The 19,082-nt window shown below is 61.1% G+C and carries 19 protein-coding genes and 1 pseudogene; 5 read left to right on the top strand and 15 right to left on the bottom strand.

What is annotated here, in order from left to right; genetic code table 11:
- Nucleotide 1: 1 nt before the first annotated feature.
- The 6 genes from HJB83_RS00825 to HJB83_RS00850 all read right to left on the bottom strand — a co-directional run bounded on the left by HJB83_RS00825 (nucleotide 2) and on the right by HJB83_RS00850 (nucleotide 6,517).
- Nucleotides 2–868, bottom strand: coding sequence for a carbohydrate ABC transporter permease (locus tag HJB83_RS00825; protein ID WP_007637179.1), 867 nt, complete (start codon nucleotides 866–868; stop codon nucleotides 2–4).
- A 2-nt stretch (nucleotides 869–870) separates the two neighbouring features.
- Nucleotides 871–1,941 (bottom strand): ABC transporter ATP-binding protein, encoded by a 1,071-nt coding sequence (locus HJB83_RS00830; protein WP_207585824.1) that lies wholly within the window; start codon nucleotides 1,939–1,941, stop codon nucleotides 871–873.
- A 9-nt stretch (nucleotides 1,942–1,950) separates the two neighbouring features.
- Nucleotides 1,951–3,030 (bottom strand): ABC transporter ATP-binding protein, encoded by a 1,080-nt coding sequence (locus HJB83_RS00835; protein WP_207585825.1) that lies wholly within the window; start codon nucleotides 3,028–3,030, stop codon nucleotides 1,951–1,953.
- Between the two features lie 43 nt (nucleotides 3,031–3,073).
- Nucleotides 3,074–4,588 (bottom strand): glycerol-3-phosphate dehydrogenase, encoded by a 1,515-nt coding sequence (gene glpD, locus HJB83_RS00840; protein ID WP_221116235.1) that lies wholly within the window; start codon nucleotides 4,586–4,588, stop codon nucleotides 3,074–3,076.
- A 141-nt stretch (nucleotides 4,589–4,729) separates the two neighbouring features.
- On the bottom strand, nucleotides 4,730–5,503 hold the full coding sequence (locus tag HJB83_RS00845; RefSeq protein WP_207585826.1) for a DeoR/GlpR family DNA-binding transcription regulator: 774 nt from the start codon (nucleotides 5,501–5,503) through the stop codon (nucleotides 4,730–4,732).
- Nucleotides 5,504–5,599: 96 nt separating this feature from the next.
- Nucleotides 5,600–6,517 (bottom strand): DMT family transporter, encoded by a 918-nt coding sequence (locus HJB83_RS00850; protein ID WP_221116234.1) that lies wholly within the window; start codon nucleotides 6,515–6,517, stop codon nucleotides 5,600–5,602.
- A gap of 72 nt (nucleotides 6,518–6,589) precedes the next feature.
- Between HJB83_RS00850 and HJB83_RS00855 the strand changes: the two genes are divergently transcribed.
- Together HJB83_RS00855 and HJB83_RS00860 are read left to right on the top strand one after the other, a co-directional pair.
- Entirely contained in the window at nucleotides 6,590–7,519 is a 930-nt protein-coding gene (locus HJB83_RS00855; protein WP_221131143.1) for a LysR family transcriptional regulator, read from the top strand.
- 49 nt (nucleotides 7,520–7,568) lie between these two features.
- Nucleotides 7,569–8,135, top strand: a complete 567-nt coding sequence (locus HJB83_RS00860; protein WP_221131144.1) for a dienelactone hydrolase family protein — start codon at nucleotides 7,569–7,571, stop codon at nucleotides 8,133–8,135.
- Nucleotides 8,136–8,149: 14 nt separating this feature from the next.
- Here HJB83_RS00860 and HJB83_RS00865 read toward each other — a convergent pair whose 3' ends face one another.
- From HJB83_RS00865 to HJB83_RS00890, 6 genes and pseudogenes are all read right to left on the bottom strand, one after another.
- Entirely contained in the window at nucleotides 8,150–8,617 is a 468-nt protein-coding gene (locus tag HJB83_RS00865; protein WP_207585920.1) for a GNAT family N-acetyltransferase, read from the bottom strand.
- A gap of 92 nt (nucleotides 8,618–8,709) precedes the next feature.
- Nucleotides 8,710–9,231, bottom strand: a complete 522-nt coding sequence (locus HJB83_RS00870) for a DUF992 domain-containing protein (RefSeq protein ID WP_221131145.1) — start codon at nucleotides 9,229–9,231, stop codon at nucleotides 8,710–8,712.
- Nucleotides 9,232–9,640: 409 nt separating this feature from the next.
- Entirely contained in the window at nucleotides 9,641–9,805 is a 165-nt protein-coding gene (locus tag HJB83_RS00875) for a DUF1328 domain-containing protein (protein ID WP_003571841.1), read from the bottom strand.
- Between the two features lie 100 nt (nucleotides 9,806–9,905).
- Nucleotides 9,906–10,494: pseudogene (locus HJB83_RS00880) on the bottom strand (hypothetical protein).
- Between the two features lie 69 nt (nucleotides 10,495–10,563).
- Nucleotides 10,564–10,956 carry a VOC family protein gene (locus tag HJB83_RS00885; RefSeq protein ID WP_221131146.1) on the bottom strand — a complete coding sequence of 131 codons (393 nt, stop codon included), beginning with the start codon at nucleotides 10,954–10,956 and terminating at the stop codon, nucleotides 10,564–10,566.
- 98 nt (nucleotides 10,957–11,054) lie between these two features.
- Nucleotides 11,055–12,677, bottom strand: coding sequence for an ABC-F family ATP-binding cassette domain-containing protein (locus tag HJB83_RS00890; RefSeq protein ID WP_221131147.1), 1,623 nt, complete (start codon nucleotides 12,675–12,677; stop codon nucleotides 11,055–11,057).
- A gap of 200 nt (nucleotides 12,678–12,877) precedes the next feature.
- Between HJB83_RS00890 and HJB83_RS00895 the strand changes: the two genes are divergently transcribed.
- On the top strand, nucleotides 12,878–13,207 hold the full coding sequence (locus tag HJB83_RS00895; RefSeq protein ID WP_221131149.1) for a DUF6665 family protein: 330 nt from the start codon (nucleotides 12,878–12,880) through the stop codon (nucleotides 13,205–13,207).
- Nucleotides 13,208–13,307: 100 nt separating this feature from the next.
- Nucleotides 13,308–14,177, top strand: a complete 870-nt coding sequence (locus HJB83_RS00900) for an aldose 1-epimerase family protein (RefSeq protein WP_221131151.1) — start codon at nucleotides 13,308–13,310, stop codon at nucleotides 14,175–14,177.
- 61 nt (nucleotides 14,178–14,238) lie between these two features.
- Here the strand turns inward: HJB83_RS00900 and HJB83_RS00905 are convergent, their stop codons facing one another.
- Entirely contained in the window at nucleotides 14,239–15,822 is a 1,584-nt protein-coding gene (locus HJB83_RS00905) for a DHA2 family efflux MFS transporter permease subunit (RefSeq protein WP_207585834.1), read from the bottom strand.
- A gap of 24 nt (nucleotides 15,823–15,846) precedes the next feature.
- Complete coding sequence (locus tag HJB83_RS00910; RefSeq protein WP_207585835.1) at nucleotides 15,847–17,031, bottom strand: HlyD family secretion protein; 1,185 nt, start codon at nucleotides 17,029–17,031, stop codon at nucleotides 15,847–15,849.
- Between the two features lie 134 nt (nucleotides 17,032–17,165).
- Between HJB83_RS00910 and HJB83_RS00915 the strand changes: the two genes are divergently transcribed.
- Complete coding sequence (locus tag HJB83_RS00915) at nucleotides 17,166–17,813, top strand: TetR/AcrR family transcriptional regulator (protein ID WP_207585836.1); 648 nt, start codon at nucleotides 17,166–17,168, stop codon at nucleotides 17,811–17,813.
- 70 nt (nucleotides 17,814–17,883) lie between these two features.
- On the opposite strand, the gene uxuA is transcribed toward HJB83_RS00915, so the two are convergent.
- Nucleotides 17,884–19,071, bottom strand: coding sequence for a mannonate dehydratase (uxuA, locus tag HJB83_RS00920; protein WP_221116229.1), 1,188 nt, complete (start codon nucleotides 19,069–19,071; stop codon nucleotides 17,884–17,886).
- Nucleotides 19,072–19,082: the final 11 nt, after the last annotated feature.

Genomic DNA, 19,082 nt, shown 5'->3' on the forward strand with positions numbered 1-19,082 from the left:
TTCAATTCTCCGCGTCGTGGCTGGTCATGACGGTGTAGAACACCCACGAAAGCAGCAGGATGATCAGGAAATAAACCAGCGACATGGCAGCTGCCGGACCGAGATCAAACTGTCCGAGGGCGGTCTTGACCAGATCGATCGACAGGAAAGTGGTCGAGTTGCCCGGACCGCCACCCGTGACGACAAAAGGCTCGGTGTAGATCATGAAACTATCCATGAAACGCAGCAGCACGGCGATCAGAAGAACGCGCTTCATCTTGGGCAGCTGGATATAGCGGAACACTGCCCAACGGGACGCACCGTCGATCTTGGCTGCCTGATAGAAAGCATCTGGAATGGAAACGAGGCCGGCATAGCAGAGCAAGACGACCAGGCTCGTCCAGTGCCAGACATCCATGATGATGATCGTCACCCAGGCGTCGAGCGGATCCTGCACATAGTTGTAATCGATGCCGATGGCGTTGACGTAATAACCGAACAAACCAATGTCGTTGCGGCCGAACACCTGCCAGATCGTGCCGACCACGTTCCATGGGATCAACAGCGGCAGTGCCATCAGAACCAGGCATACCGGCACGCCGATGCCTGATTTCGGCATGTTGAGCGCAATGAAGATACCGAGCGGAATCTCCAGCGCGAGAATGATCAACGAAAAAATCAGGTTTCGCTGCAGGGCGGCCCAGAATCGGTCGGAATGCAGGATTTCGGTAAACCAGTCCGTTCCGTTCCAGAAGAACTGGTTGTTTCCGAAAGTGTCCTGAACGGAATAGTTCACAACCGTCATCAAGGGAATGACAGCCGAGAAAGCCACCAGCACGAGGACCGGCAGAACCAGAAACCAGGCTTTGTTGTTCCAGGTTTTTTCCATGATCAAGCCTCCGGTCCGGCGCGCCAAGAGTCGGCATAGATACTGATAGCTGATGGCTCGAAGGTCACCCGGGGATCGGCCGGAATTTCCTCGTCCTCGGGAATGACGATCGCGATCGGCTGGCCGGCGAACTGCGCGCGGACGATCTTCTGCCGGCCGATATCTTCCACCTTGCTGACCGTCACAGGCATACCCTCACGGCCGACCCGGATAAACTCGGGCCGGATTCCAAGCTCTACCTTGGCCGCTGCCGAAGTCTTTGGCGCATAGCCGAGCGTTAGCGCGTGCTCGCCGACCCGAACCGTACTGCCCTCTACCTTGGCCGGCATGAAGTTCATGCCCGGCGAACCGATGAAGTAGCCGACGAAGGTATGGCTCGGACGCTCGAAGAGTTCGGCCGGCGTGCCGATCTGCACGATCTCGCCATCATACATCACCACGACTTTGTCGGCGAAGGTCAGCGCCTCCGTCTGGTCATGCGTGACATAGACCATGGTAAAACCGAACTGCTTGTGCAGCCGCTTCAGCTGCGATCGCAGCACCCATTTCATATGCGGATCGATAACAGTGAGCGGCTCGTCAAAGAGAATCGCGTTCACATCCGAGCGCACGAGGCCGCGGCCGAGCGAAATCTTCTGCTTTTGGTCCGCCGTCAAGCCGCGCGCGCGCCGCTTGGCCCAGCCGGCAAGATCGATCATCTCGAGGATTTCGCGGACGCGCCGGTCGACATCCGCCTCGGCCACGCCGCGGTTGCGCAGAGGAAAGGCGAGGTTGTCGTAGACCGTCATCGTGTCGTAGATGACCGGGAACTGGAATACTTGCGCGATATTTCGCTGCTGTGTCGGCAGGTTCGTAACATCCTGCCCGTCGAAGAGAATCCGCCCTTCGGACGGCTGAATGAGGCCCGAAATGATATTGAGCAGCGAGGTCTTTCCGCAGCCCGAAGGCCCGAGCAGTGCATAAGCGCCGCCATCGTTCCACTCATGGTGCACTTCCTTGAGAGCGTAGTCCTTCTCGCTCTTCGGGTTCGGCCCATAGGCATGGCGAATATGATCGAGGGTGATACGTGCCATGATCTTCTCCTAGCCCCCTTGCCTGGCGGTGGTGATCGCCCGGCCGTCCGCGCCGAACGCCATCAGGTGGCGCGTATCGATGAAAACGGAGATGTCCGTGTCCGGGTCGATATTGTGGATGCCGTGCGCAAGCATCACCCAGCGGGTGCCGGCAAATTGCAGATGAACAAAACTTTCCGAGCCGGTGATCTCCGAAACCTGTGTTCGCGCCGTCATCCGCGCCGAACCAGCCGTCTGGGCGGTTGGTGCAAGATGATGCGGGTGAAACGCTATGGTTGCCGGCCCGTCCGGCACGTTCTGAAGATGCGGCGGCACGGCAAAAATCACCGCGCCATCGCGCAGGAAATTGCCTTCCGATTTGACCAGATCAATAAAATTCAGCGGCGGATCGGCAAAGGTTTTCGCCGTCGTCAGATCGAGCGGATTGCGATAGACCTCGATCGTCGGGCCGAACTGCGTGATCCGGCCCTCGCTGAGCGCTGCCGTATTGCCGCCCAGCAACAAGGCTTCGGACGGTTCCGTCGTGGCATAGACGAAGATCGCGCCGGACTGCGCGAAGATGCGCGGCAATTCCTGCCGCAGCTCCTCACGCAGCTTGTAGTCGAGGTTGGCAAGCGGCTCGTCCATCAAAACAAGGCTCGCATTCTTCACGAGTGCCCGGGCAAGTGCGGTGCGCTGCTGCTGGCCGCCGGAGAGGTTGAGCGGCGTGCGATCGAGATAAGGCCCGAGTTTCAGAAGTTCGGCAGCCTTGCGCACCTCCAGATCGATGATCTTGGCATCCTTGCCGGCAATCCGCAGCGGCGAGGCAATATTCTCGTAGACCGTCAATGCCGGATAATTGATGAACTGCTGATAGACCATGGCGATGTTGCGCTTCTGGACAGGCATAGCTGTCACGTCAGCACCATCAAAATGGATCGTGCCGGTTGTCGGCCGATCAAGGCCGGCCATCAGACGCATCAACGAGGTCTTGCCCGACAATGTCGGCCCAAGCAGAACGTTTAGCGTTCCTCTTTCAAAAACAAGATCGGTCGGGTGGATATGATAGTCCCCTCCCACCATCTTTGCGGCCTTCCGCAGTTCCAGCATTCCGATTCCCGTGCCTCCACGCATCGGGGACCACATGTTGCCCTTATCCGGCCATCGCCGGCATGGCAGCCATGTACTCCTCCAGTGACTGAGCCTGCTCCCTCGAAAGGCGCAGACCATCCTTTGTTCTCCTCCACAGCACGTCTTCGGCGTGCCGGGCCCATTCCTGTTTGACGAGATAGGTGACCTCGGCCTCGTAGAGGTCGCCGCCGAACAGCCGTCCCAAATCGTCGACGCCGCGGGCTTCGCCGAGCAGCGCCTTGACCCTCGTCCCGTAACGGCGAACCAGCCGGCGGGCATGTTGATCGGCGAGGAACGGATAAAGCCGCTTCAGATCGGCGACCTGCCCCTCGTAACCCCGGACCGGGAAGTCGCCGCCTGGCAGATGGCTCTTGGCCGTCCACGGGGCACCCTTGACGCCGATCGCAGCGCCGATCTTCTCCAGCGCGTGTTCGGAAAGCCGGCGATAGGTGGTGAGCTTGCCGCCGAAGACGTTGAGTAGCGGTGCGCTACTCCCCTCGCCGTCCAGCTTCAACACATAGTCACGCGTCGCCTCCTGCGCCTTCGAGGCACCGTCGTCATAAAGCGGCCTGACTGCGGAATAGGCCCAGACGATATCCTCCGGCCTGACCGGCTCCTTGAAATATTCCGACGCCGCATTGCACAGATAGATGGTCTCTTCCTCGGAGATCCGAACATCCTTGGGATCGGCGGTGTAATCGCGGTCGGTGGTGCCGATCAGCGTAAAGTCGCCCTCGTAAGGAATGGCAAAGATGATGCGGTTGTCGGGATTCTGAAAGAAATAGGCGCGTGGACCGTCAAACTTTTTCTTCACCACGATATGGCTGCCCTGGACAAGGCGGACATGGTGAGCCTCGTTCTGGCCGAAGGCGGAACGGATGACATGGTCGACCCACGGACCGGCAGCATTGACCAGCATGCGGGCCTGATGGTTGTCATTGCGGCCGGTGACCGTATCGGTGGTCTCGATGTGCCAGAGGTCGTTCTCGCGCCTTGCCGACACCACTTTGGTGCGCGGCATGATGGTCGCCCCCTTGTCGGCGGCGTCGCGGGCGTTCAGCACCACCATGCGGGCATCATCGACCCAGCCGTCGGAATATTCGAAGGCCTTGGCAAATAGCGCCTTCAGCGGCTTGCCGGCCGGATCGCGGCGCATGTCGAGCACCGATGTCGCCGGCAACAGCTTACGGCCGCCGAGATGGTCGTAAAGGAAGAGGCCGAGCCGGATCAGCCAGGCCGGCCGGATGCCGCCCTTATGGTAGGGCAGCACGAAACGCAGCGGCCAGATGATGTGCGGCGCCATCGCCCAGAGGATCTCGCGCTCCATCAGCGATTCCCGCACTAGGCGGAACTCGTAATGCTCGAGATAACGCAGGCCGCCATGAATGAGCTTGGTGGCGCCAGACGAGGTGCCCGAGGCGAAGTCGTTCATCTCCGCCAGCGCCACGGAATAACCGCGCCCAACAGCATCGCGCGCAATGCCGCAGCCGTTGATGCCGCCCCCGATGACGAATATGTCGTGTATCTCCCGGCCCAATATCCCCTCCGAGCCTGCTGCGGATTTCGCATCGCACAAAACTCACGCAATTGCGAAAGTGAAGTCAGTTAAAACGAAAGAGATACGAATGTCAAACGAATGTTTCGCGGCGGAAATTCAGAACAGTGCCGGCATCATGCTTTAGCGAAACCTGCCGTTCGTTTCGATCAGCTTTACATTGTTTTCGAGGCAGAGATTGCGGATCGACGGCACCGGACAATGGTCGGTGATGAAGGTATGAACTTGGGAAAGTTGGCCGATCCTGACTGGAGCGGTGCGTTCGAACTTCGTCGAATCCGCAACCAGAATGACATGCCGGGCGTTGGCGATGATCGCCTGTGCGACCTTGACTTCGCGAAAATCATAGTCGAGAAGCGCGCCATCCACGTCGATCGCCGAAGCCCCGATCACGGCATAGTCGACCTTGAACTGGCGGATGAAATCGACTGCCGCCTCGCCGACGATCCCGCCATCCGAACCGCGCACCACACCGCCGGCGATCACCACCTCGATTGCGGGCAGCAGACGTAACCTATTGGCAACATTGATATTATTTGTAATCACCATCAGCTCGTGATGCTCGGCGAGCGCCTCGCCCACCGCCTCGGTCGTCGTTCCGATATTGATGAAGAGCGAGGCCCCGCTCGGGATCAGCTCGACCGCGGCCATGCCGATCGCCTGTTTCTCGGACGCGGCGATCTGCCGCCGCGCCTCGTATTTGACGTTCTCGGTCCCGCTCGGGAATGTCGCGCCGCCGTGGATACGCGTCAGCACCTGCGCATCGCAGAGATCGTTCAGGTCCTTGCGGATCGTCTGCGGTGTCACTGAAAAGCGGGAAGCGAGCTCCTCGACCAGGACCCTGCCGCTCGATTTCGCTATCGCCACGATTTCAGTTTGCCGGTCGGTCAAGAACATGAGCACGCACCTTTCGATCTACTTTCGTTTTAAAGAAAGCGAACGCCTGCGCAATGCCTATCTGTCACCTGATCACCTTCCGGGGCGAATTTGCTGCTATCGTTTCCGCATCACATTGACGACGAGCACACCGAGGATCGCCATGACGCCACCGACCGCGCCAAGCGCCGTCGGCGTCTCACCCAGCCAGAGGAAACCGATCAGCGTGGCGACGGGCGGAACGCCATAGAGAAAGTTCGAAGCGCGGGCGGCCGTCAGCCGCTTCAGCGCGATCGCCCAGGTGAGGTAGCCGATCGCAGTCGGGAAGATGACGAGATAGGCAACGCCCCAGTTCACCTCCGCCGGGGCGGCGGCCAGCGCCTGAATCGTCGCCGGTGCGGCCGGAAACAGCGGCACGGAACCGATCAGCAGGATCCAGGCGGTGACGGCAAGCGCCGGCATCCGGCCGAGCAGCGGCTTCTGCAGCACGCTGGCGATCGCCGAGCAAAGTGCTGCGCCGAGGATGAGGACGGCATTCGGATCAAGCTTGAAGCCGCCGTCGGAGGCAACCGCAATCAGCGCCACACCGCCGAAGGATATGGCAGTGCCGGCCCAGCCCCAGCGGCCGAAGCGCTCGCCGAGCGCGAACGTGGCGATGAGGGCGGTGAAGACGGGCATGGTGTTGATGATGAAGCTCGCCGGCCCTGCCGCAACCGTCTGCTCACCGGTGTTCAACAGAACCGCATAAGCGGCGATGAAGAGCACCGCAGCGATGGAAAGGCGGACGAAATCGCGTTTTTCCGGCAACGGCCGGTAGATCACGAGGTAGACCAGAGCGATGGCGCCGGCTGCCACATACCGCGCGGTCGCCAGTTCGATCGGCGTCAGTGGTCCGAGACAGATGCGGATCACCACGAAAGAGGACGCCCAGAAGAGGATTGTGACGAGGATCGCGCCGAAGGCGACCAGATCGAACCCGCCCTGCTGTTTCGTCGAAATCGGTGTGCTTGCCGCCATGCTCATTTTCGCCTCCATTTGTTCTTCGACAATGGATTAGGCCTTCGATGCGTGCTTGAAAAGCATCGCAATCGATGATCAAATGTGTCTATGGTTCACAGCTCGCCCGTGCTTCCGCCGCTCGATACGCTCGAGACCTTTGCCCGCGCCGCCCGGCTTGGATCGTTTTCGGCCGCGGCCGAGGAAAGCGGCATCACGCATGGCGCGGTGTCGCGGCAGGTCTCGCGCCTCGAGCGCTGGATGGGGGTGCGGCTGTTTGCCCGCGAAGCCAGAGGCGTGCGGCTGACGCCGGAGGGCATGCGGTTTTTCGCGCGGGCGGAGGAAGCGCTTGCCCTGCTCGGCAATAGCGGCGAACGCTGGCTGCCTCGCCGCAATAGGGCGGTGGTGCGCCTTTCGGTGACGCCCTCGGTCGCCTCGTTGTGGCTGTTTCAGCGTCTGCCGAAGCTCGAAGGAAACGAGCTGCATGTCGAGTTGACGCTCGAACACCGGCTGGCGGATTTCGGCGAAGGCACGGACCTTGCCATCCGCTGCGGCAAAGGGCCGTGGGCCGGCGTGCGCGCCCTGTCGCTCTGGCAGGAGAAGTCGTATCCGATCGCCGCCCCGGCCCTGGCAGACCGGCTCGGCCAGCGCTGCGATGCTGTTTCGCTGCTCGACCTGCCGATCCTGCACGACTCCAATATCGAAGGCTGGCGTCGCTGGCTTGCGCGCGAGGGCGTCGACTACACGCCACGCGGCCACGACCGTCGCTTCGAGGATTACAATCTCGTCGTCGATGCCTGTCTACAAGGGCTCGGCATCGCTCTCGCCCGGCCGCCGCTGTCGGATGCCGCGCTTGCGGCCGGGCGCGTCGTCGCCGTGTCGGAGCGGACGCTCGACAATCATGTGGCCTTCCACCTTATTCGGCCGGACGATGCGCTCAGAAGCCCCGCCATCGAATTCGCCAGTCGCTTCCTACGCGAGGCAGGCCATGACGAGGCGACGATCGCCGCTTTTATCGCACCCGGCCGATCGAAAGCGTAAGCGGAAGGTAAGTGGCGACGTTCGCCGCACCGATTGAGGAGATTTAGTGATGGCAACGGTGGTGCTGTTTCATTCGGTTTATGGACTCCGGTCACTTGAGCGCGATGCAGCAGAGCGCCTGCGGGCGGCTGGGCATCAAGTATTCACGCCGGATCTCTATACGGGCAAGGTCGCCCGATCGATCGAAGAGGGCTTCGAACTGAAAGAGGCGATCGGGTGGTCCACTCTTTGCCAGCGCGCAGAAAAGGCGGTCGCTGCGCTGCCTGCCTCTGCCGTGCTCGGCGGATTTTCGATGAGTGCCGGCGTCTCCGCACATCTTTGGCCGAAGCGGCCGCAGATGGCAGGCATGCTGCTGCTTCAAGGCCTCGCTGAAATTCCGGACAACGCGCGCCGGGGCCTTCCCGTCCAGATCCATCTTGCCGATCCGGATCGATTCGCGCCCAGGGAAGAGGTTGAAACCTGGCAAGCGGCAGCGGCCCGGTCGAGCATCGCCGCGGAGATCTTCAAATATTCCGGCGCCGGTCATCTCTACACCGATCCGACGCTGCCGGATCACGATGCAGCTACGGCCGAACTGACATGGAGCCGCGTCATCGGCTTCCTCGCTGCACTGTAGTAGCCGCCAGGCCGTTACTCCGCCGGAAACTGCAGGCGCATTTCCTTCGCCAGTTCAAACCCGGCGGCCCGGTAAACGGGCTCACCGGCATCCGAGGCGTGGATGACGGCCGTCGTGCAGCCGATAGACTTCAGATAATCAATAGCCTTGTTGGTCAGCGCCAACGCGATGCCGCGCCGGCGGAAGGCGTCGGCGACATAGACAGACCAGATGTAGCCATGCAGTCGCTGTTCCGGCTGGATGATCTCCGGAAATGGTGATTGGTGCATCTGGCACGACGCGGAACCGGCGATTTCACCGTCGACGATAGCAAGGAACGAAGTCAGACGCCGCTCCTCGCGTCCGCTTCTGATGAAAGACAAGATCCGCGCCGCCGCATCGGGCCTGTAGTGTTCCGGCGGCGTGCCATAGCTGTCCCAGATCTTCAGATGGTGCCCCACCAGGATCTCATCCTCGTCGGGCGTTGCCGTTCGAATATCCATCATGTCGTGATCCGGCCGGGGGCATATCGGCGCGTAAAATCGCCCTTCAAAGGGGTGGCGCCCTGCCGCATCGCGGGGCGCCCAAAGGCATATCAGTTCGCGGCTGTCAGCGTCATCGACGCACTGCCGGCCGCAACGTTGAGGCCAAGCTGGCCGGTCAGGCTGACCGTCTGCAGATGGATCGAGCCAGAGGTTCCGCCAATCAGGAGATTGGCGCCGACACCGGCCCCGAGCGTCGCTTCGGCGGTAGCGCCGACATAGAGGCCGGCGAGCGATCCGCGGTGATAACCGGCGGTCGGCGCGAACACGGCCCAGATCAGGCGGCTGCGGGTGGTAAAGCCGAGGTCGATGCCGAGCTTTCTCATCTCGCCAGTATAACGATCCGACAGCTCGTTGCCGACGGTTGACTGGAAGATGCAATCGGCTTCCTTGGATGAACCGAGCACATAACCTGTACCGCCACCGATATCGCAGGTGAGGTAACCGATCTTGACACCATTGCGCAGGTCCGGCTCTTCATACGTCCTGGTTACGAGGTCGGCGGCATTGACCGCCCCAGCGCCGGCCAGCGTCAACGATACCGCGGCAAGTGCCTTCGCAAAAATTTTGTCCATAAGTCTCTCCTTCTCAAATCGTGACGAGCATACCCGGCTACTCGCCACCAGATTCGGCAATAGATAACGGACGGAACTGCAAAACGATCCCGATCCGGTACCATCTTCACGTCGCCTGTCAGAGCGCAGAAGATGCGCAAGCGACAAACACGCTTACGGTTCAGCTCCCATTGGGACATTTCGAAGGCACTAATTCGCGCCATCCGGTTATTTCATGATGTTGTCAGGAATGGTTGCCGGAAAGGCACGATCCTGATCGCCGTCGACTTTCTGCGGACGGTATCGATTCATTTTGGCCGACCCGAACCACGACGACCGGATCGGCCGAAGCGAAACGTCAAAGCGGATGGGTCGATACAGAAAAACCCGGCGATGTGTTCGCCGGGTTTTTATATTTGTTCTATTCGCGCTATACTCTTCGCATAAAGCGCATGACGAGCGACACGACGAACAACACCAGGAAAATGAAGAACAGAACCTGGGCAATGGAAGCTGAAGCTCCTGCTATACCGCCAAATCCGAGGACGCCGGCAATCAAGGCCACAACGAGAAACACCAGAGCGTAATAAAGCATCGCAATCTCCTTTTACGTTGCTGCGGAGATAACGGAGGCCGCCCCATTTGGTTCCCTGCCCGTCTCACGGCCGGCACATGCGACGTCGCATCGGATTTGTTCAGCCGAAATGAAAAGCGCCGCTGACCATCCGGTCGCCTTCATTCGGCTCGGGAGGCTCGGCCGCATCGAGATAGGCCTTGAGCGGCCCGGTCAGCACGAACCAGATGCTTGCTCCCAGCATGAAATAGGCTCCCACCGGATCGTCGATGCGGGCGATGAAGGGAAGGCAGGCGGAGGCGAACAGGACGATGATCCGCACCGACCACTCCGCCTCACGTTTGGCGATGGCGCGCGCTCGCAGCGACTTGTATTGCCGGGCGCCATAACCTCCTCCCGTCGCTTTCAGCGCCGAATGCAGTTTTCGTGCTGATGGCAGCGCCAGCATGAGCAGCGCGGCGACACTGAGCGCGAAAGGTTTGCCAGTCATGACCTGCCCGCTGGCGATCAGGAGAAAGGAGAGCACGACGAGATTCCATGTCGGCTCCAACAGCTCCGGCGGTTGCCGCGTGCGGAGATGCCAAGTGCGCAGCAAGCCCGCCGCGCCGTGCAGTAGCGGCTGATCGATATAGCGATTGATCCAGTCCATGCCGATGCTCGTCCCCGATTGCATGAAGAGGGCTCCGAACACCACGGAATTTGGTCATCATCGTGGCAATACCTGCCGAATCACGCCCGTCGCGTGAAGGAAGCGGCCTGCCAAGGCTTTAGTTGCAACGTTAGCGCAGTTCCTGCGCGACCTCCCAGACATGGCCGGACGGATCGGCAAAGGCCGCCGTACGGCGGCCCCATGGACGATCGATCGGACCATTGAGCAGCATGATCCCGAGTTTGCGCAGGTCCGCGCAGACCCCGTCGACATCATCGACCTTGATCGTCAGCAAGACGCGACTGCCCGAACCGGATGCCGCCACCGGTGACGGATCGACCAGCTGCGGCGCTTCCGTACCCTTGAGAAGGTTGACCATCGTCCCCGAAAATTTCAGCACCGAGCAGACAGCGTCCTGATAGACGACATCGGCGGCAAAGACCTTTTGGTAGAATGCCCTCGCCGCGTCAATATCGTCGACGAACAGGGTGATGACCTCGATCCTATCCAACCTCATGGGCATTTCTCCTCCGTTGCTTCGATCGTCCACCGATATCGATGGCCGGCTTTCTGCTGGTCGCTTCGAGCCTGCCGGTTTCGACATGCCGGGAAAAATAATCGTCAGCTCCTGAGACCCGGCGCCTCGTGGCCGGTGCGCGCCACATATTCCGTGTAGCCGCCGCCATATTGATGCACGCCGTCCGGCGTCAGCTCCAGCACCCGGTTGGAGAGTGCCGCCAGGAAATGCCGGTCGTGCGAGACGAACAGCATGGTGCCCTCATATTGCGACAGCGCCTTGATCAGCCTCTCCTTGGTGTCGAGGTCGAGATGGTTCGTCGGCTCGTCAAGCACGAGCAGATTCGGCGGGTCGAACAGCATAATGGCCATGACCAGCCGCGCCTTCTCGCCGCCGGACAATACACGGCAGCGCTTCTCGACATCGTCGCCGGAGAAGCCGAAACATCCGGCGAGCGCCCGCAAAGGCCCCTGCCCCGCCTGTGGGAACCGGTCTTCCAGCGACTGGAAGACGGTGTGCTCGCCGTCGAGAATATCCATGGCGTGCTGGGCGAAATATCCCATCTTGACGCTGGCGCCGAGAGCGACGCTGCCTTCATCGGGCTCGGCGGTCCCCGTCACCAGCTTCAGCAGTGTCGACTTGCCGGCGCCGTTGATGCCCATGATGCACCAGCGTTCCCGGCGCCGCACCATGAAATCCAGTCCTTCATAGATGCTTCGACTGCCGTATTTCTTGTGCACGTTCTTGAGGTTGATCACATCTTCGCCGGATCGCGGCGCCGGCTGAAACTCGAAGGAGACCACCTGACGGCGCTTGGGCGGCTCCACCCGGTCGATCTTTTCCAGCTTCTTGACGCGGCTCTGCACCTGCGAGGCATGCGAGGCGCGCGCCTTGAACCGCTCGATGAACTTGATTTCCTTGGCGAGCATCGCCTGCTGGCGTTCGAATTGGGCCTGCTGCTGCTTTTCGTTCTGCGCCCGCTGCTGCTCGTAGAATTCGTAATCACCCGAATAGGTCGTCAGCGTGCCGCCATCGATCTCGATGATCTTAGTGATGATCCGGTTCATGAACTCGCGGTCATGCGAGGTCATCAGCAGAGCGCCCTCGTAGCCTTTCAGGAACTCCTCCAGCCAGATCAGGCTTTCGAGATCCAGATGGTTGCTCGGCTCGTCGAGCAGCATGACATCGGGACGCATGAGCAGGATGCGAGCGAGCGCCACGCGCATCTTCCAACCGCCCGACAGGGCGCCGACATCGCCGTCCATCATCTCCTGGCTGAAGCTCAGGCCGGCGAGCACTTCGCGGGCGCGTCCTTCGAGCGCATAACCGTCCAGTTCCTCGTAGCGCGCCTGCACCTCGCCGTAGCGCTCGATGATCTTGTCCATGTCGTCGGCCTGCTCGGGATCGGCCATGGCCGCCTCAAGCTCACGCAATTCGCCGGCAACGAGGCTGACCGGGCCGGCGCCGTTCATCACCTCGGCGACGGCACTGTGGCCCGCCATCTCGCCGACGTCCTGGTTGAAGTAGCCGATGGTGACGCCCTTTTCACAGGAGACCTGCCCTTCGTCTGGCTGCTCCTCACCGTTGATCATCCGGAAGATCGTCGTCTTGCCGGCGCCGTTCGGGCCGACGAGACCGATCTTCTCGCCTCTGTTGAGAGCTGCAGACGCCTCGATGAAGAGAATCCGGTGGCTGAGTTGTTTGCTGATATTCTCGATACGAATCATGATTTGCGCGGGGCCTAAGAAAAGATTTTGGCGCCCTTATGCCACGCATGGAAATGACAGGATAGGCCCGTTTCCACCCCTCTCGATCACCTGAGGATGCCGAAACCCGTGAGCGGTTTTCGGACGACATCGTGCTCGCTGCTTTAATTTAGAACGGGATTGGATAGTATCGTGGCTCGCGCCAAGGAGAAGCCGTGCCAATGAGCGTCCGCCCGCCGCAGTCCCTCAGACAATCGCAGCAGAATACAAACGGCTTCAACGTCCTCGAATACGAGCTGACGTCGGAACGCGCCGATACGCTCGGGCGCCACGGGCAGAAGGTGGAGGCAGCACTCGCCGCGCTGAGGGCTTGGACTACCAACCACCAGAGTGACGAGGAACGCGAGAGACTTCTCAATGCAGCGTCCGACGCCGTCTGGGCCTTCTTCATCCAGCGTGAGATCTGCGGGCTGCGGAACAACCGCGACGCCATTCAGCGTTATGGCATCCCGAACGAAGTGATCGCCAGATTGGGCGCCGTGCCAAAATAACACGTAGCGATGGTGGGAGCGGCTCCCTTACCTATTGAGTGGAAATCAGCGGCCCAGAAAGATATGGCTTGATGCCGAACCATGGCGAAAGGGAATTGCGATGCCAAGCTCGATCCGGATTGGAAACCAGCATCTCACCGTCGACGTCTCCTCCCTCGGCGCCGAGATGCAGGCGCTCACCACCAGAAACGGACGCTCATGGCTGTGGACGGGCGACCCAGCCTTCTGGACCGGACGGTCGCCGATCCTTTTTCCGATCGTCGGCAAGGCGCCGGAGGACAAGATAGCAATCGACGGCACGATCTATCCGATGGCCCAGCATGGTTTTGCCCGCCGCAGCGAATTCGCGCTTGCGGCATCCACCGCGACGATGTGCCGATACGAACTGGTCGCCTCGGCGGCCACCCGGGCGGCTTATCCATTCGATTTTCAGCTGGCGGTGGAGCATGCGGTTGAGGGCCGCGCGCTGACGGTGGCGGCAGAAGTCACCAACCGCGATCAGAAGGCGATGCCGTTCGGGCTCGGATTCCATTCGGCCTTTGCCTGGCCGCTGCCGGGTGCCGCCGGGCACGCCCATGTCGTTACGCTCGACAATAAGGGCGAGCCGCCGCTTGTGCGGCTGCAGGGTGGCCTCATCAATCTTGCGACGCTGCCCTCGCCGTTCGATACCGGTCGGTTGGTGCTCGATCACGCCATGTTCGACCAGGATGCGATGATCTTTCCGCAAGGGGCAGGCGAAGGCTTAACTTATGGCGCCGAAAATGGGCCGACCATGCAATTCCGGTTCGAAAATCTGCCCAATCTTGCCCTGTGGACCAAACCGGGCGCTCCCTTCCTCTGCATCGAGCCCTGGCACGGAACGGCCGCGGAGGCTGGACGTTCGAGCGAGCTTTCGAAGCGGCCCTACACGACTATCCTGGCACCGGGCGCGGTCGCTCGCTTCGCCTTTACCGTCGAGATTTTACAATAGAAAGCCGCGCGCCCGACGGGGGCGCACGAAGGAGGCTTTTACAGCCGTCGCAGGGGCGTTGTCAGTGAGCGCCCGCGCCACCGCCAGCCCGCGGCTTTTGGGTGAGCAGCAGGGCGACGGCAGCAATTGCAAGAACCACGCCGATGACAGCGAAAGTATCGGCGAAGCCCAGGATGAGGGCCTGACGCCTGACGATCTGCCCGAGAACGACAACGGCCTTCTGCCCGGCGATAGCTGGGTCGGAAATGCCGTGCTGCATGAAATAGCCGGTCGTTTGCGCAAGCCGGTCGCGTACTTCATCACGGGAGAGCGTGACCGACTGGCCGATGATATTCGAGTGGAACTGCTCGCGTTTGGTCAGCACCGTGCCGAGCGTTGCCGTGCCGACGGCGCCCCCGAGATTGCGCAGCATGTTGGTCAGGCCCGAAGCAGCGGCCGCGTCAGTGGCTGCGATGCCGGCGGTAGTAATGGCGGTGATCGGCGTCAGCACCAGCGCCTGGCCGATGGCGCGGACGATGTTCGGGATCCAGAACTGGTCGCCGGCGGTATTTGCCGAAAGCGTGATGTTCATGAAGCAGCTGATCGCGAAGATCGAGATGCCGAGGAAGCCGATGTAACGCGCATCGAAGCGCTTCATCATCATCGGAACAAGCGGGATCAGCAGCAGTTGCGGCAAACCGGTCCAAGCCAGCACCATGCCGATCTGCTCGGCATTGTAGTGCTGAACCTGGCCGAGATATTGCGGCAGGATATAGACGGTGCCGAAGAGGGCGACGCCAACCAGCACGTTGACGGCAACACCGATGCCGAAATTTCGCTGCGTCAGCAGGCTGAGCTTGACCAGCGGCTTCTTCACGGTGAGCTCGATCCAGATGAAGCCGGCGAGAAAGACGAAGGCGAGGATGCTGAGCTTGACGATGAAGGGCGAGGAAAACCAGTCCTCCTTGTTGCCTTCCTCGAGAACCGTCTGCAGCGCTGACAAACCGATCGCCATGGTGAAAATTCCCGCCCAGTCGCCTTCCCTGAGCAGGCGGAGCTGCATCGGCTGCTTGTCGAGCGTCAGAGCGAGCGCTACGGCCATGATGGCGCTCGGGATGGCGTTGATGAAGAAGATGGTCTGCCAGCCATAGTTTTCGGTGAGGTAACCGCCGATGGTCGGACCGATCGCCGGCGCGAAGGTGACCGAGAGCGCAAAGATCGCAAGGCCGAGCGGCTGCTGCGGTTTTGGCAGCTTGGTCAGCACCATGGTGAAGGCCATCGGGATCAGCACACCACCGGCAAAACCCTGCAGGCCGCGCAGCAGGATCATCGTCCCGAGATCATGGGCGAAGGCGCAGGCGATCGAAAACAGCGGAAACAGGATAGAATTAACGAGGATATAGCGGCGGAATGAAAAGACGCTGCTGAAATAGGCCGTCAGCGGAATGACGACGATTTCGCCGATCAGATATGAGGTTGAGATCCAGGCACCGTTGTCGACGCCCGTTCCGATACCGCCCTCGATATCGAGGAGGGAGGCGTTGGTGATCTGGATGTTGAGGATCGCCATGAAAGCGCCGATCATCCCGGCGAGAACGGCGATCCATTCCCGGGTGCTGGCCCGGGGCTGCGATGTGGCGACGGCTGTTGCTGCGATGGTGGACATGACACGATCTCCTGATCCCGGCGCCTATTTGCGGTCGGCATCGGCGATGGTGTCGATGCTCGGTTGAACCGACATGCCCGGACGCAGGTCGCCATCGGCGGCTTCGTCATCAAGCACGATCTTGACCGGAATGCGCTGAACGACCTTGGTGAAATTTCCCGTTGCATTGTCGGGAGGCAGCAGGGCAAATTCCTGGCCGCTTGCCGGAGCAAGGCTGTCGACGTGGCCGTGATAGATGCGGCCTGGAAAGGTATCGACCTCGATATTGACCGGCTGGCCAGCCCGAACATCGGTGAGCTGCGTCTCCTTATAGTTGGCAATCACATAGACCTCGCTCGTCGGCACGACCGACATCAGCTGGGTGCCGGCCTGGACATACTGGCCAACACGCAGTGTGCGGTTGCCGACGGTGCCGTCGACAGGTGCGGCAATGGTTGCATAGGAGAGGTTCAGCTCAGCCTGATGCTGGATTGCCCGGTCATGGGCAATCGTCGCCCTCGCCTGGGCGAGTTCGGCATTCAGGAGATCGACCTGCTTGACGGCGGCATCGAGCGTGGCGTTGTCGCGAACGTTGGTTGCCTGGGCTGCAGCGATGGCAGAGGCCGCCTGCTGCGCCGTCTGGACCGGAGCATAACCGTTGGTCGCGAGATTGGCATAGCGCTTGTTGTTTTGTTCGGCAAAGGTCTCATTGGCCTTGTCGACTTCGACCGTGGCGCGGGCGGCGGCAATCGTAGAGCGCTGAATATCAAGCGACGCCTGTTTGGCGTCGAGCACCGCCTCAGCCGCAGCGACATCGGCCTCGGCCTGGTCGAGGGCGGCGCGGAAATCGCGATCGTCGATGCGGGCAAGCGGCTGGCCGGCCTCGACCATCTGGTTATCGCTGACCAGCACTTCTGCGATATAGCCCGACACTTTCGGGGCGACGGTGGTATTGTCAGCCTTCACATAGGCATCGTCGGTCGAGACTTCGAAACGGCCGATGGTCCAGTAGTTGTGGCCGTAATAGCCGGCAGCGGCAATCAGCACGAGCGCCGTTGCACCGAGCAACAATCCGCGACCGCCGCGTTTGCGAACGGGAGGCTCCGAAACGAGGGCAGGTTCGACGATGCGCGGCGAATTGCCGGCATCAAGGGTTGCGGGTGCGGCTTCCGCAGTGGTTTCTGGCACAGGTGCGTTGTTGTTAAGGGCCTGCAGCGTTTTGATGGACATGTCTCTCTCCTGGGAGTGGTCGCTGTCGCTATAGGCCGCGGCCTTTGAATTCCGGTGGCATACGTTTTGGAAACTTGATGTTTTCCAAAATATGTATTAGAAAACGGATGTCAACGATAATTTGGAAAATTGTGATGGTCCAAAATCACGAAATCGAGAAGAGGTCGCGAGGCCGGCCGCAAGTGCGTTGTGACGACGATACGAGAAGCGTCATCATCGAGGCGGCCAACAGGCAGTTCCACGAGAGCGGCTATGCGGCCGCAAGCATCGCTGCGATCGCACAAGAGGCGGGGGTTTCGACCAAGACGCTCTATCGCCTGTTTCCGACGAAGGCAGACCTCTTTTCCGAGATGGTCACGGAGCGCACGGGGCGCTTTCTCATGTCGCTTGACCCGGGCACCCTCGCCGTGGCCGATCTCAGACAGGGACTTGAACGCATGCTGATGGCCTATGGCATGCTGACGCTCTCGCTGGATACGATCACCGTCACCCGGCTCGTCATCAGCGAGTCCGACCGTTTTCCCGAGATCGCCAATACCTTCTATGAGAAAGCCATCGTCAGGACCAATACGCTGATGGAGGACTGGCTGCGTAAGCAGATCGACCGCGGCCTGATTGCGCTTGACGAGCCGCACGCCGCCTGCGGCATGCTGCGCGGCATGATGATCATGGAGCCGCAGCGCGCCGCAATGCTGCGCCAGGAACCACCGCCGAAAATCGAGGCGATTGAGGCTCGGGCGAAGATGTGCTCCGATCTTTTTTTGAAGGGTTGCGCGCTCTGAAGCGTTGCTCAAGCTTCAGAGCGCGATGATTTCTGCTGAAAGGCGCAGCACTGCAAACCGCGGAACGCCCTCAGTTCGGCGGCGCGTCGAGCGCATGCAGGATGCCGCGAAGTTCTGCAAGGCCGCGCATGCGGCCGATGGCGGGGTAGCCAGGTGTGACGATCTTGTCGAGATCGTCGAGCATGCGGTGACCATGGTCTGAGCGAAAGACGATCGTGTCCTGCGCGCTGCGGCGCCGATCTTCCGCAACCAGTTCCCTGAGCACGGCGACCATGTCGACGTCGCCTTCCAAATGGGCGCTTTCATGGAAGGTCCGGCCGTCGCCTTCGCGGCTCGTGGCGCGCAGATGGGCAAAGTGAATGCGCGACGCGAAACGCCGGGCGATCGCAGGCAGGTCGTTTTCGGCGCGCACGCCGAGGCTGCCGGTGCAATAACACATGCCGTTGGCTGGCGACGGCACCGCATCAAAGAGCGCGGCATAGTCATCGGCCGTCGAGGCGATGCGCGGCAGGCCGAACAGCGAACGCGGCGGATCATCGGGGTGCAGCGTCAGCTTGACGCCGCGCGCCTCGGCCGCCGGCGTCACCGCCTCCAGGAATTCGATCAGATGCCGGCGCAGCCGTGCGGCATCGATACCGCTATAGGCGACCAGCTTTTCCCGGAATGCCGGAATGGTCAGAGGCTCGGTGGTCGAACCCGGCAGAGCCGAGGTGATGATGCGGGTGATGTCGGCGATCTCGTCCTCCGACATGGCTTCGAAGACGATACGCGCCCGTTCGCGGTCATCGCCGGAATAGTGCTGCGCCGCATCCGGCCGTTCGAGAATGAAGAGATCGAAGGCTGCGAAACGTTCGTGATCGAACCGCATGGCGGTGGCGCCCGTCGGCGTCACGAAATCGAGCTCGGTGCGGGTCCAGTCGACCACCGGCATGAAATTGTAGCAGACGATCGGAATGCCACAGGCGGCGACCGCTTCGAGGCTGGCGATCCACGCCTCGATTTCGGCCGTCGCCTCCCCGCCCTTGCGCTTGACGGCGTCGGGAATCGGAATGCTCTCGACCACCGACCAGGCGAGCGGCGAACGGTCGCCAGGCGTGGTCTCGATCAGAGACTGGCGCTCGCGCACTTCCTTTTCCGTCCACGCTCTGCCAATCGGCACCTGATGGAGCGAAGAGACGATGTTGGTCGCACCCGTCTGGCGGACATCATCCAGCGTCACCGGCGCTTCCGGCCCGAACCATCTCCAACCCTGCCGCATCCTTGTTCCTT

Source organism: Rhizobium sp. NZLR11 (assembly GCF_019685115.1).
GTDB lineage: Bacteria > Pseudomonadota > Alphaproteobacteria > Rhizobiales > Rhizobiaceae > Rhizobium.

Coding starts and splice junctions, on each gene's coding strand:
- HJB83_RS00900 (WP_221131151.1), top strand. CDS start 13,308: ATGCCAAGCTCGATCCGGATTGGAAACCAGCATCTCACCGTCGACGTC.
- HJB83_RS00825 (WP_007637179.1), bottom strand. CDS start 868: ATGGAAAAAACCTGGAACAACAAAGCCTGGTTTCTGGTTCTGCCGGTC.
- uxuA (WP_221116229.1), bottom strand. CDS start 19,071: ATGCGGCAGGGTTGGAGATGGTTCGGGCCGGAAGCGCCGGTGACGCTG.
- HJB83_RS00870 (WP_221131145.1), bottom strand. CDS start 9,231: ATGGACAAAATTTTTGCGAAGGCACTTGCCGCGGTATCGTTGACGCTG.
- HJB83_RS00915 (WP_207585836.1), top strand. CDS start 17,166: ATGGTCCAAAATCACGAAATCGAGAAGAGGTCGCGAGGCCGGCCGCAA.
- HJB83_RS00850 (WP_221116234.1), bottom strand. CDS start 6,517: ATGGAGGCGAAAATGAGCATGGCGGCAAGCACACCGATTTCGACGAAA.
- HJB83_RS00855 (WP_221131143.1), top strand. CDS start 6,590: ATGGTTCACAGCTCGCCCGTGCTTCCGCCGCTCGATACGCTCGAGACC.
- HJB83_RS00865 (WP_207585920.1), bottom strand. CDS start 8,617: ATGGATATTCGAACGGCAACGCCCGACGAGGATGAGATCCTGGTGGGG.
- HJB83_RS00905 (WP_207585834.1), bottom strand. CDS start 15,822: ATGTCCACCATCGCAGCAACAGCCGTCGCCACATCGCAGCCCCGGGCC.
- HJB83_RS00835 (WP_207585825.1), bottom strand. CDS start 3,030: ATGCTGGAACTGCGGAAGGCCGCAAAGATGGTGGGAGGGGACTATCAT.
- HJB83_RS00910 (WP_207585835.1), bottom strand. CDS start 17,031: ATGTCCATCAAAACGCTGCAGGCCCTTAACAACAACGCACCTGTGCCA.
- HJB83_RS00845 (WP_207585826.1), bottom strand. CDS start 5,503: ATGTTCTTGACCGACCGGCAAACTGAAATCGTGGCGATAGCGAAATCG.
- HJB83_RS00830 (WP_207585824.1), bottom strand. CDS start 1,941: ATGGCACGTATCACCCTCGATCATATTCGCCATGCCTATGGGCCGAAC.
- HJB83_RS00895 (WP_221131149.1), top strand. CDS start 12,878: ATGAGCGTCCGCCCGCCGCAGTCCCTCAGACAATCGCAGCAGAATACA.
- HJB83_RS00860 (WP_221131144.1), top strand. CDS start 7,569: ATGGCAACGGTGGTGCTGTTTCATTCGGTTTATGGACTCCGGTCACTT.
- HJB83_RS00875 (WP_003571841.1), bottom strand. CDS start 9,805: ATGCTTTATTACGCTCTGGTGTTTCTCGTTGTGGCCTTGATTGCCGGC.
- HJB83_RS00885 (WP_221131146.1), bottom strand. CDS start 10,956: ATGCCCATGAGGTTGGATAGGATCGAGGTCATCACCCTGTTCGTCGAC.
- HJB83_RS00890 (WP_221131147.1), bottom strand. CDS start 12,677: ATGATTCGTATCGAGAATATCAGCAAACAACTCAGCCACCGGATTCTC.